The organism is Halanaerobaculum tunisiense (genome assembly GCF_054657635.1).
On sequence record NZ_BAAHYI010000002.1, the window covers coordinates 63,541 to 76,901 of the forward strand.

At 35.2% G+C, this 13,361-nt stretch carries 10 protein-coding genes and 1 riboswitch; all 10 genes read left to right on the top strand.

Translation table 11 applies throughout. The features are described from left to right. Window positions 1-8: 8 nt before the first annotated feature. The 10 genes from ACYQ3D_RS01925 to trxA all read left to right on the top strand — a co-directional run bounded on the left by ACYQ3D_RS01925 (window position 9) and on the right by trxA (window position 13,198). Window positions 9-3,782 (top strand): phosphoribosylformylglycinamidine synthase, encoded by a 3,774-nt coding sequence (locus ACYQ3D_RS01925; protein WP_459835611.1) that lies wholly within the window; start codon window positions 9-11, stop codon window positions 3,780-3,782. A 424-nt stretch (window positions 3,783-4,206) separates the two neighbouring features. Continuing rightward, the gene (gene ald / locus ACYQ3D_RS01930; RefSeq protein WP_459835613.1) at window positions 4,207-5,325 is read left to right on the top strand and encodes an alanine dehydrogenase; all 1,119 of its coding nucleotides are present in this window, start codon (window positions 4,207-4,209) and stop codon (window positions 5,323-5,325) included. Window positions 5,326-5,500: 175 nt separating this feature from the next. Further along, on the top strand, window positions 5,501-6,880 hold the full coding sequence (locus ACYQ3D_RS01935) for an alanine/glycine:cation symporter family protein (protein ID WP_459835616.1): 1,380 nt from the start codon (window positions 5,501-5,503) through the stop codon (window positions 6,878-6,880). A gap of 296 nt (window positions 6,881-7,176) precedes the next feature. After that, window positions 7,177-7,275, top strand: a riboswitch (glycine riboswitch). Between the two features lie 125 nt (window positions 7,276-7,400). Next, window positions 7,401-7,787: a GrdX family protein gene (locus ACYQ3D_RS01940; protein WP_459835618.1), complete on the top strand. Its 387-nt coding sequence runs from the start codon at window positions 7,401-7,403 to the stop codon at window positions 7,785-7,787. A gap of 108 nt (window positions 7,788-7,895) precedes the next feature. Beyond that, entirely contained in the window at window positions 7,896-9,182 is a 1,287-nt protein-coding gene (locus tag ACYQ3D_RS01945; RefSeq protein ID WP_459835620.1) for a glycine/sarcosine/betaine reductase component B subunit, read from the top strand. A 25-nt stretch (window positions 9,183-9,207) separates the two neighbouring features. Continuing rightward, complete coding sequence (gene grdA / locus ACYQ3D_RS01950) at window positions 9,208-9,675, top strand: glycine/sarcosine/betaine reductase complex selenoprotein A (RefSeq protein WP_459835622.1); 468 nt, start codon at window positions 9,208-9,210, stop codon at window positions 9,673-9,675. Between the two features lie 56 nt (window positions 9,676-9,731). Next, window positions 9,732-10,199 (top strand): glycine/sarcosine/betaine reductase complex selenoprotein A, encoded by a 468-nt coding sequence (grdA, locus tag ACYQ3D_RS01955; protein WP_459835624.1) that lies wholly within the window; start codon window positions 9,732-9,734, stop codon window positions 10,197-10,199. Between the two features lie 39 nt (window positions 10,200-10,238). Continuing rightward, window positions 10,239-11,537: a glycine reductase complex selenoprotein B gene (grdB, locus tag ACYQ3D_RS01960; RefSeq protein WP_459835626.1), complete on the top strand. Its 1,299-nt coding sequence runs from the start codon at window positions 10,239-10,241 to the stop codon at window positions 11,535-11,537. A 74-nt stretch (window positions 11,538-11,611) separates the two neighbouring features. After that, window positions 11,612-12,817, top strand: a complete 1,206-nt coding sequence (gene trxB, locus ACYQ3D_RS01965; protein ID WP_459835628.1) for a thioredoxin-disulfide reductase — start codon at window positions 11,612-11,614, stop codon at window positions 12,815-12,817. A 63-nt stretch (window positions 12,818-12,880) separates the two neighbouring features. Further along, window positions 12,881-13,198, top strand: a complete 318-nt coding sequence (trxA, locus tag ACYQ3D_RS01970; RefSeq protein WP_459835630.1) for a thioredoxin TrxA — start codon at window positions 12,881-12,883, stop codon at window positions 13,196-13,198. Window positions 13,199-13,361: the final 163 nt, after the last annotated feature.

Below are 13,361 nucleotides of genomic sequence, written 5' to 3' on the forward strand. Positions count from 1 at the left end.
GCCTAAAAATGTCCCAGATTAGAAGAGTTTATGTAGAAAAAAAGGAAGGCTATAATGTAGAAGCCAAAGAATTACTAGAAGACTTACAACAGAATCTGCAACTAGAGGATTTAGAAGACTTAAGAATAGTTAATAGATATGATATTTCCCAGATCTCTGAAGAAGCATATCAACAAGCGCTTCATACAATACTCTCCGAACCTCCAGTAGATAATTTATATGAAGAAGAATTGGAATTAGCAGATAATGAGCTAGCTTTTGGAGTGGAGTATTTACCAGGCCAATATGACCAACGTGCCGATTCAGCAGAGCAATGTATCCAGATACTAAATAATGATCAAAAACCAATAGTGAGAGTAGCCAGGATCATTGTATTGCAAGGTAGCTTAACAGAAGAAGATATAGTAGAAATAAAAGACTATTATATCAACCCAGTAGATTCCAGAGAAGCAGATTTAGCTAAGCCAGACACATTAGAGTTAGAGTATGAAGTGCCCGAGGAAGTAGAGATAGTAGAAGGATTTATAGAATTAGATGAACCAGGAATTGAAAATCTACTATCAGAGTTAGGGCTAGCAATGAGTAAAGAAGATTTACTCCATACTCAACAATATTTTAGAGAAGAAGAACGAAGAAATCCGACAATTACCGAAATTAAAGTCTTGGATACCTATTGGTCGGATCATTGTCGGCATACAACCTTCTTAACAAGTATAGAGGATGTAAAAATAGAAGGAGATAAATATACTAAACCTGTAGAAGATGCTTATCAAGAATATCTAGAGGCCCGAGCCAAGGTTTATCCTACTGAAAACAAGGATGTCTGCTTGATGGATATTGCCTTAATGGGGATGAAAGAGTTAAGAAAAGAAGGTAAATTAGATGATTTAGAAGTATCCGATGAAGTAAATGCTTCTAGTATTATTGTTCCTGTAGATGTAGATGGAACAGAAGAAGAATGGTTAGTCATGTTTAAAAACGAAACTCATAACCATCCGACAGAAATTGAACCTTTTGGGGGAGCAGCAACTTGTTTAGGGGGGTGTATCCGGGATCCATTAGCAGGTCGTTCCTATGTTTACCAAGCAATGCGGATTTCAGGTTGTGGAGATCCGAGAGTAGATATAGAAGATACAATTCCTGGTAAGTTACCCCAAAGAAAAATAGCCCAAGAAGCTTCGGAGGGCTATAGTTCCTATGGTAACCAAATAGGAGTAGCCACCGGACAAGTAGCAGAAATCTACGACGAAAGATATCTAGCTAAGCATATGGAAATAGGGGCAGTGGTAGCAGCTAGTCCTAAAGAAGATGTAGTTAGAGGAAGTACCCAGCCCGGTGATATTGTTATTCTAGTAGGTGGTAGAACAGGACGGGATGGTTGTGGTGGTGCCACAGGTTCATCAAAAGAGCATACTGAAGAATCAATTGAAGAATGTGGGGCTGAAGTACAAAAAGGTAATCCCCCAACTGAAAGAAAGATCCAACGTTTATTTAGAAATTCTGAAGCCAGTCAGATGATCAAAAAATGTAATGACTTTGGAGCTGGTGGAGTAGCGGTAGCAATTGGTGAACTTGCTGATGCTCTAGAAGTTGATTTAAATGCGGTCCCAAAGAAATACGAAGGATTAGATGGGACAGAATTAGCAATCTCTGAATCCCAAGAACGAATGGCAGTAGTAGTAGATGAAGCAGATGTAGCAAGATTTAAAGAATTATCTCGAACAGAGAATTTAGAAGCAACAGTAGTAGCTAAAGTAAAAGACCATGGTCGATTAATTATGAACTGGAATGGTAATGATATAATTAATTTAAGTAGAGATTTCTTAGATACTAGTGGGGCTACGCAAGAAACAAAGGTAGTAGTTACAGAACCTGAAGCAGAAAGCTACTTTACAGAGGCGCCTAAGAAAAGATTAGCAGGGGCTATTAACTTAAAGGAAAAATGGTTCGAGAATTTAGCAGATATAAATGTTTGTAGTCAACAAGGATTAGTAGAAAAGTTTGATAGTACAATAGGTGCCGGTAGTGTATTGCTGCCTTATGGTGGTAAATATCAATTGACACCGACGCAAAGTATGGTAGCTAAAATTCCTACTTTAGAAGGAGCTACAACTACAGGAACAATCATGAGCTATGGCTTTGATTCTAAACTAACAACCTGGAGTCCCTTCCATGGCGCTTTGTATGCAGTAATTGAATCAGTTGCTAAAGTAGTAGCAACTGGGGGAAGTTATGATCGGATAAGATTTACTTTCCAAGAGTACTTTGAAAGTTTAAGAGAAGATTATAAAAGATGGGGGAAACCATTTAGTGCTTTGCTAGGTGCTTATCAAGCGCAAAAAGAATTTGGATTACCTGCAATAGGTGGAAAAGATAGTATGTCCGGAACCTTCCATGATCTTGATGTGCCTCCTACACTAGTCTCCTTTGCAGTTGATCCAGTAGATGTTAATAATGTAATTTCTCCCGAGTTTAAAGAGGCTGGCAGCCAAGTAGTTTATGTGCCTTTAGAAAGAGATGAAGCTGCCTTACCTGATTTTACTAAATTAAAAGCAGCTTATGAAAAAGTTACTGAACTAATTAGAGAAGGTAAGGTTTTGTCTGCTCGAGCAGTAACCTTAGGTGGAATAGCCGAAGCAGTAACTAAGATGTCTTTTGGAAATAAGATAGGGCTGACTTTCCAGGATGAATTAGAAGATGAGGAATTATTTAGTCCTGATTATGGTTCCCTAGTCTTAGAAATAAAAGCAGAAGAAGATGTGGCAGAATTATTTGGAGCAGTCAATTATAAAGTATTAGGTAGTACAACTGCTGAAGAAATAATCAAAGTAAATGATATCCAACTAGCTATTGATGAAGCTATTAAAGTTTGGGAAGAACCACTAGAAGATGTCTATAAAACTAAAACAGAGGGCACAGAAAAATTTGATTTTCAACCATACAAGACAGAAGATATACCTGCCTGTCAGAATAAAGTAGCCCAACCACAGGTTTTAATACCTGTCTTTCCTGGGACAAACTGTGAGTATGATACAGCACGACAATTTGAACAAGCAGGAGCTGATGTGGAAACATTAATCTTTAAAAACTTACAACCAGATCAGATAGAAGAGTCAATAGAGGATCTGGCAGCAGCAATAAAAAGATCGCAAATAGTTTCTTTAGTAGGAGGATTTAGTGCAGGAGATGAACCTGAAGGGGCAGGTAAATTTATAGCAACAGTCTTTAGAAATCCTAAGATAAAAGAAGCAGTAAGGGATTTATTAAATAACAGAGATGGGTTAATGATTGGTATTTGCAATGGGTTCCAGGCCTTAATCAAATTAGGCTTAGTACCTTATGGAGAAATCAGAGAGCTAACAGATGAGGCCCCAACATTAACTTATAATCAGATAGGACGCCATGTTTCCTGTGCTGCAAATACAAGAATAGTATCCAATAAGTCTCCTTGGTTAACTAATGTAGATGTAGGAGATATTCATACAATACCTTTATCTCATGGTGAAGGACGTTTTGTAGCCAGTGAGGAGCTGGTAGAGGAGTTACTTGCTAATGGCCAAGTAGCAACGCAATATGTAGATTTTGCGGGAACGCCAACCTCTGGTATAGATTTCAATCCTAATGGTTCTGTCTATGCTATAGAAGGAATCACCAGTCCTGATGGACGGGTATTAGGTAAGATGGCCCACTCTGAACGGATTGGTAATCATGTAGCCAAGAATATAATAGGTGATATGGATCAGCAGATATTCAAGGCAGGAGTAGAGTACTTTAAAAAATAAGTAAAAAGATATATATTGATATATTAGCCTTCTAGCTTAAAAAGCTAGAAGGCTAATATTATAAAGTAGTTTTTAAGCTATTAGAAATTTAAAGCTAATACGTTAATCCTTGTTTAATATTAAATTATATTTTATGATATACCCCCCCCTTTTTTTTCTTTTATATGTAAGATTTATGTTAACTTTATAACTTTACACTGTTGATGATAGGTGTCTAATCTTAATAAGTCAAGAATTATTTATTATTATGATATATAGTTAACATATAATTGACATGAGTAATTACCTTTGTTACAATAGAGGCGTATTGAATATAAAATCATAAATTTTTTAGCTTTTAGGTGAAATTGTGATAATTTATTTTAAATTTAAATGTATTTACATTGTATATAAATATAAAACTATTAAAAAGGGGGAATTAACAATGATTATTGGAGTACCAGCAGAAATTAAGAATAATGAAAACAGAGTAGGAATTACTCCACCAGGAGTAGAGGCATTAACTGGGGAGGGACATGAGGTAATCATTGAAAAAGAGGCAGGAGTAGGTATTGGTATTTTAGATGAGGATTATGTAGAAGCAGGAGCTAAAATTGAAGCGGACAAAGAAAAATTATTTGCAGATTCTGATATGATTATGAAGGTTAAAGAACCACTACCAGAAGAATATGATTTATTTAAAGAAGGACAGATTTTATATACTTATTTACACTTAGCAGCTGAAGAAGAATTGACTGATGCTTTAAGAGAAAAGAATGTTGTTTCTATTGCTTATGAAACAGTTGAATTAGAAGATGGTTCTTTACCATTACTAACTCCTATGAGTGAGGTAGCAGGTAGATTAGCTACTCAAGAAGGAGCTAAGTTTTTAGAAAAGCCAAAAGGAGGAAGAGGAGTATTACTTGGTGGAGTTCCTGGTGTAAGTCCAGCTAAAGTAGTAGTTATTGGTGGAGGAATTGTAGGAGTAAATGCTGCTAAAATGGCACATGGTTTAGGAGCAGATGTAACAATTATGGATATTGATCCTGCACGAATGAGACATTTAGATGATATTTTTCATGGAGATGTAAAAACTAGAATGTCTAATAAGTATAATATTTACGAAGAAGTAACAGAAGCAGATTTAGTAGTAGGTGCTGTTTTAATTCCTGGAGCTAAGGCACCTAGCTTAGTTACTGAAGACATGATTAAAGATATGAAAGAAGGAGCAGTAATTACAGATGTAGCTATTGACCAAGGTGGTTGTGTAGAAACTACTTACCCAACAACGCATGATGATCCTGTATTTACTAAGCATGGAGTAGTTCATTACTCAGTAGCGAATATGCCTGGAGCAGTAGCTAGAACTTCTACTTATGCTTTAACTAATGCAACTTTACCTTATGCAATTGATCTTGCTAATAAAGGATATAAAGATGCACTATTAGATGATCCAGCATTATTAAAAGGATTAAATGTCTATGAAGGTAAAGTGACTTATAAAGGAGTAGCTGAAGTTTATGATTTAGATTGTTATGATGCTAAAGAACTTTTAGAAGAGTAAGTGAAGAGTAAGTTAGGTTATAAGAAAAAGGCGGAGTTGGTTTATTCCGCCTTTTTAATTGCAAAATAGCATTTTATATTTTATAATTTTACAAATTATACAGGTAAAAGATCTGAATATTTTAAAAAATATTAAAATTTGAGATAATTAAAAATTAATAAGGGGGGATTATTAAATGGGATTGTTTCAGCAAATTGTTAGTTCAATTAGTGGTTTTGTGTGGGGATCTTATATGCTAGTATTTCTTGTAGGTACTGGAATCTATCTTACTTTAGGATTAAAATTGAGAACAATTACTAAACTTAAGTATGCTTTTCAGATGCTCATGGCAGGAAGAGATAAAGAAAAACAGAAAGGTGAAGGGGATATTACTCCATTTCAGGCATTGATGACTTCACTAGCAGCTACAGTAGGAACTGGTAATATTGCTGGTGTAGGTACAGCTATTTTTTTAGGAGGTCCTGGAGCAGTTTTTTGGATGTGGATTACAGCTTTATTTGGAATGGCTATTAAATACGGAGAAGCTGTTTTAGCAGTAAAATATAGAGCTAAAAGTGAAGATACTGGAGAATTTGCTGGTGGGCCAATGTATTATATTAAAAACGGGATGGGAGAGAAATGGAATTGGCTAGGTGGAGCTTTTGCTTTATTTGCTGGAGTTGCTTCCTTTGGTATTGGAAATACAGTACAGTCCAATTCAGTTGCTAGAGCTGCTGAACAGGCTATTGGTCTTCCTTATTGGGGAACTGGAGTTATTTTAGCAGTTTTGACTTATGTAGTGATTATTGGAGGAATTGAAAGAATTGCTGAAGTCACAGAAAGGTTAGTTCCTCTAATGGCTTCTATTTATGTCCTGGGTAGTATAGTTATTATCCTAGTTAATATTGAACAGATAGGTTCAGCATTTTCATTGATATTTAATAGTGCTTTTAGTGGTCATGCTGCCACAGGTGGTTTTGCAGGAGCAGCAGTAACTCAAGCAATCCGTTTTGGTGTATCTCGAGGTGTATTCTCTAATGAAGCTGGTCTTGGTAGTGCTGCTATTGCTCACGCTGCTACTACAACTGAAGAGCCAGTTAAGCAGGGAGTTGTAGGCATGTTAGGTGGGTTCCTAGATACAATTGTCGTTTGTACAATGACAGCTTTAGTTATTGTTATGAGTGGTGCTTGGACCTCTGGAGAAACAGGAGCAGAATTAACATCTAAGGCATTCAATTTGGGATTACCAGGACCTGGAGACCTGATTGTAGCCTTTGGATTAATTTTCTTTGCTTTTTCTACAATTTTAACTTGGAGTTATTATGGGGAAAAATCATTTGAGTATTTATTTGGTTCTAAAGTAATTATGCCGTATCGTTATGCCTGGGTTATTGCTTTATTTATTGGAGCAATTGGGAACCTAGAAGTTGTTTGGAATCTTGCAAGTGCGATGAATGGGTTAATGATTGTACCAAACTTAATTGCATTATTAGCATTAAGTCCAGTAATCTTTGAAGAAACTAAGAAATTTTTCGATAAGGAACAGAAACAACAAGATGCAAATACTAATGGATAATTGATTTAAGACAAATAAATAGTTTAGTATCCGAATGAATCTTAATATATAGGTTTTGTGAAAACTTCAAGCTCTGGCATAGATTTTAAATCCTAATGTTTTTGTCTATGCTATAGAAGGAGTCACCAGCCCTGAGATGGACGGACATTAGGTAAGATGGTGCACTCCGGACGGATTGGTAATCATGATTATAATAGTGTGAATTCATTGACATTTTATAAAATGAAAGTTATAATATAATTGAAAAACTTGAAATTTAGTTATAACTTTCATTTTAAAATAAAAATTAAACTTGGATGAATCTTAAGGGAGAGATCCAATGTTTGGACACCGAAGGGGCAAAAGGAAATTTAATTATTCCTTAAACTCTCAGGTACAAAGACCTTAAGAGGACAAGATCTGGACTAAATTATTAGGACAGAGAGAACTAATTATTAAATTAGTTCTCTCTGTCCTAATTTTTTATCTATAATATTCTTACAATTTATAATATTTTGATAATTTATAAGGAGGGAGACTAGTGAGATATACAATAGTAACAAATAATCCCTTAGTTCAAGAAAATATAGAATTTAATATTGAATACTGTAATACTTTGGATGAAGTAATGAAATCAGCTAGAGATATGATTCATGTAGGATATAAATTAATAACGCACCCACTAAGCGGAAGTGTAAAACCAGTTCAAAGTCCATATAAATCTATAATTTTGCAAGAAGTTACAGATGATAAGCAAGAAAATAAATTAGATTATGATTCATTAAAAACAATAGAATCTGCAATAATAAAGGTAAAGCAGTTTAAAAAAAATCATACTATGACTTTAAAAGAATATCCTAAGTCAATTCTTGTTGATTATCAAACAATAGATTTTACTTTATTACAGAGTGGTCTAAAAGAAATTTAAGATAGTTTCGGAAAGGGGGTGATAAATTTAGCTTTTGATAAGTTTAATATGAAGATTTTGATTAAAAATTTAGTGATAAACAAAAAAAGATAAAGGGGGGGGAAGATAGTGAAGTTAGAATTAGGAAAGATTCACATTAATGATGTTCAATTTGGAGAAACAACAAAAGTTAATAATGGTGTTCTGACAGTTAATAAAGATCAATTACTTGAAGAAATAACTATTGATAATAGAATTAAGTCTTTAGATATTGAATTAGCTAAACCAGGTGATAGTGTTAGGATTATTCCAGTTAAAGATGTAATTGAACCTAGAGTAAAAGTTGAAGGAACAGGTGGTATCTTTCCTGGGGTAATGGCTGAAGAAGATATAGTAGGTTCAGGAAGAACTCATGCTTTAAAGGGAGTTGGAGTAGTAACGACAGGTAAAATAGTAGGTTTTCAAGAGGGAATTATTGATATGTCTGGTCCAGGAGCTGACTATACTCCATTTTCTAAATTAAATAATATTGTGGTTACTTGTGAAGTAATTGACGATATAGAACAGCATGAACATGAAGAAGTTGTAAGAATAATGGGATTTAAAGTAGCCAATTATATTGGACAATTAGCTAAGGACTTAGAACCTGATGAAATAGAAGAGTTTGAGCATAAGCCAATACCTGAAGCTATTACTGAATATCCAGATTTACCTAGAGTAGGTTATATTTATATGTTACAGACTCAAGGGTTACTGCATGATACTTATGTATATGGAGTAGATGCTAAGGAAATTTTACCAACATTAATTTCTCCAACTGAAATAATGGATGGGGCAATTATAAGTGGTAATTGTGTGTCTGCTTGTGATAAAAATGCTACTTATGTGCATCAAAATAATCCAATCATTGAGGATCTATACAAACATCAGGGAGAAAAGTATAATTTCATGGGAGTTATAATCACTAATGAGAATGTAACATTAGGTGATAAAGAAAAGTCTTCAAATTATGCTGCTAAATTAGCAGAACAATTAGGATTAGATGCAGCAATAATTTCTCAAGAAGGCTTTGGTAATCCTGATGCTGACTTAATTATGAACTGTGTTAAATTAGAGGAAAAGGGAATAAAAACAGTTCTAACAACTGATGAATATGCAGGAAGAGATGGCTCGTCTCAGTCATTAGCAGATGCTGACCCAAAAGCAGATGCAGTAGTAACAGCTGGTAATGCTAATGAAACGGTTACTTTGTCTGCTATGGAAAAGACAATTGGGCGCCAGAAATTTGCAGATGTAGTTGCTGGAGGTTTTGATGGTAGTTTACATGAAGATGGAAGAATTACAGTTGAGTTACAAGCTATTACAGGAGCTACTAATGAACTTGGCTTTGGTCATTTAACTGCGCGCGGATATTAAAAATAAATCATAAGGGGGAAAAATAATGTTAGAGGATAAGAAAGTAGTAATTATTGGAGATCGAGATGGTATTCCAGGACCTGCTATTCAAGAATGTATTGAAACAACAGGTGCTGAAGTGGTTTTTAGTTCAACAGAATGTTTTGTGTGAACGGCTGCAGGAGCTATGGACCTAGAGAATCAAAAGAGAGTTAAGGAGATCGCTGAAGAGCATGGAGAAGAAAATGTAATAGTTATCTTAGGAGGAGCTGAAGCAGAAGCATCTGGTTTAGCTGCTGAAACGGTAACGAATGGCGATCCAACTTTTGCAGGTCCATTAGCAGGAGTCCAGTTAGGACTCAGAGTTTATCATATTTTAGAGCCAGAAGTTAAAGAAGAAATAGATGAAGAAGTTTATGAAGAACAGATAAGTATGATGGAGATGGTTTTAGAAGTGGATGACATAAGAGAGGAAGTTAAAAAGTATCGAGAAAAGTATTGTCAGTTTTTATAAAAATATAACATAACTGCTAGAGGATATTAAAAATAAGTTAAGTGGAGGTGGAATTAATGTTAGAAGATAAGAAAGTAGTAATTATTGGAGATCGAGATGGTATTCCAGGACCTGCTATTCAAGAATGTATTGAAACAACAGGTGCTGAAGTGGTTTTTAGTTCAACAGAATGTTTTGTGTGAACGGCTGCAGGAGCTATGGACCTAGAGAATCAAAAGAGAGTTAAGGAGATCGCTGAAGAGCATGGAGAAGAAAATGTAATAGTTATCTTAGGAGGAGCTGAAGCAGAAGCATCTGGTTTAGCTGCTGAAACGGTAACGAATGGCGATCCAACTTTTGCAGGTCCATTAGCAGGGGTCCAGTTAGGACTCAGAGTGTATCATATTTTAGAGCCAGAAGTTAAAGAAGAAATAAATGAAGATGTTTATGAAGAACAAATAAGTATGATGGAGATGGTTTTAGAAGTAGATGATATAGTAGAGGAAGTTAAAAAATATCGAGAGATGTATTGTCAATTTCTATAAGTAAATTTAGTTAGAATTAAAAAAAAGGGGGGGAGAGTAATGTCTTTACGTATAGTTCATTATATAAATCAGTTTTTTGGTCAAATTGGGGGAGAGGAAAAAGCTAATATTCCACCACAGATTGAAGAAGGAGCAGTAGGACCAGGGAATGGAATTAGTGCTGGTCTAAAAGATACTGGAGAAATTGTTAAGACTATTATATGTGGAGATGATTATTTTAATGAGAATACTGAAGAGGCTAAGCTTAAGATTAAAGAAGTATTAGAAGAAGTAGAACCAGATTTAGTATTAGCAGGCCCAGCTTTTAATGCTGGACGTTATGGTATGGCTTGTGGTGGCGTAGCTGAGTTAGCTTTTGATGAATTGGATATTCCAGTGATTTCGGCTATGTATCCTGAAAATCCAGGTTATGAAATGTATAGAAACTATGCTTATATAATTGAAACATCAGATTCTGCTGCTGGAATGAGAGAAGCTATTCCAGATATGGTCAAATTGATTAAAAGTTACGCTGAACAAGATGGTGAGTTAGGTCGACCAGAAGAAGAAGGATATATGCCTTGTGGGATACGAAAGAATGTTTTTGCAGAGAAAAGAGGTTCTGCTAGAGCAGTAGAAATGTTAATTGAGAAAATTAATGATGAAGAGTATAAAACTGAATATCCAATGCCTGATTTTGATCAGGTAGAGCCAGTTAGTCCAATAGAGGATTTAACTAATGCTAAAGTAGCTTTAGTTACTTCAGGAGGGATTGTGCCAGAAGGCAATCCAGATCGAATAGAATCCTCCAGTGCTTCTAAATATGGGGAATATAATATTTCAGAAATTTACGAGACAGCCCACGGTGGTTATGATCCTGTGTATGCTAATGAAGACCCTAACCGGGTTCTTCCAGTTGATGTAATGAAAGATTTAGAGAACGAAGGAGTAATTGGAGAATTACACGAAATTTATTATTCTACAGTTGGTAATGGAACTGCAGTAGCTAATGCTAAAGCTTACGCTCAAGAAATTGCTGAAAATTTAATTAATGATGGGGTTCAGGCAGTAGTATTAACCTCTACTTGAGGTACTTGTACTCGTTGCGGTGCAACGATGGTAAAAGAGATAGAAAGAGCTGGTTTACCAGTAGTACATGTAGCAACAGTTGTTCCAATTTCTAAAACTGTAGGAGCAAATAGAATAGTTCCTGCAGTAGCTATTCCTCATCCACTAGGAAATCCAGAGAAAAAATCTGAAGCTGAGAAACAGATTCGTAGAGAAATAGTAGAAAAGGCTTTGCAGGCATTAAAAACTGAGATAGATGGGCAGACTGTATTTGGTGCTGAAGAAGAGTAAGATTAAATAATAGGCAGTAATATTACTGCCTATTATTTATAAGGTTGCGATAGTTGCTGAGGAGGTAATAAGTAATGTCTAAAGAATACGATGTATTAATTATTGGTGGAGGACCAGCAGGATTAGCAGCAGGACTTTATTCCTCACGATCTAAACTTAATACAGTATTATTAGAAACAAATAGTCAACTAGGTGGGCAAGTTTCCACTTACGAAGAAATGGAAAATTATCCTGGGGTACCGGAGACTAGTGCTCCTGAATTAATGGAGAATTTTGAAGTGCACGCTAAAAAGTTTGGGACTGAAATTAAGCAAGCTGAAGCGGAAGAAATTAAAGGTGATGACTTTATAAAGACTGTTAAAGCTAAAGACGGGACAGAATATCAGGCCAAAAGTGTAATAGTAGCTACAGGAGCAGAACCAAGAAGGTTAGGTGTTCCTGGAGAAGAGGAATTTAAAGGTAAGGGAGTTTCTTATTGTGCTACCTGTGATGCCGACTTCTTTGTTGATTTGGAAGTTGTAGTTGTTGGTAATGGTAATTCAGCTATAGAAGAAGCATTGTATTTAACTAAGTTTGCTAGTAAAGTAACTGTGATTGTGATTCATGATGAAGGAATTATGGATGCTGATAAGATCTATCAAGAAAGAGCATATGATAATGATAAGATTGAATTTGTTTGGAATTCTACCTTAGAAGAAGTTAAAGGAGATGGATTAGTAGATACAGCTGTACTTAAAAATGTTAAGACAGGAGAAAAGACTGACTTTTCTTGTGATGGTATCTTTATCTTCATTGGTCGAGTTCCACGAACAGACTTTTTAGAAGGAACAGTTGAATTAACAGATAAGGGATATATTAAGACTAATGATAAATTAGAAACAAGTCTAGCAGGTGTTTATGCAGCTGGTGATGTAAGAGATAAATTCTTACGGCAAGTTGTAACTTCGGCTGCTGATGGTGCTACAACTGCAGCTGCTGCTGGAGGATATATTGAAGAAGAAGAGTATTGGCAAGAAAATGTATTAGGGGCTAAAGAAGATGTATTAGTAGCTTTCTGGAGTCCTACTAATGAGGCAAGTTTAGAAATGACAGGTAAGTTAGAAAATATTGATTTAGAAGCTGAAGGTGTTAAGTTAGTTAAGATAGATACTTATAAGAATACTCGGATTTCTAATCGGTATGATGTAACTGAAGTTCCAACTTTACTGAAGATTCAAGATGGTGAGGTTGTAGCTAAGATTGCTCAACCTACAGAAACTGAAATAGAAGAAATTATATAGCTAATCAGCTTGAGTTAACTTAAATCAAGCTTAAACTTATAAACTTGAAAGGAGCTGAGAGTAATGATTAAAGTTGATAAGGAAAATTATGAAGAGGAAGTATTAGAGGTAGAGGGGCCAGTAATGGTAGACTATTGGGGTGAAGGCTGTGACAGATGTATGGAATTAATGCCTCAAGTTGAAGAGTTGGCTGAAAAGTATGAAGATGATATGAAATTCTGTAAGCTGAAGATCAAAGGGAATCGTCGGCTAGCTATGAGCCAGCAGGTTATGGGCTTACCATCTATGGTATTTTATGTTGATGGAGAAAAAGTAGAGCACCTAAGTGGTGATGACTTAACAGCTGAAGAGATTGAAGAAGAAATTAAGAAGCATATTTAGTAACTTAAAAATAAGCAGCTTCACTCAATAGAGTGGAGTTGCTTACTTAGTTTAAAGTGTACAATGTACGGTTTACAGTTAAATTCAAAATCTCTATAATGCTTTATATACTATTGGGTTAAAAAGGCTTTATTTTATGGTTTCAACTATAAATTATACATTA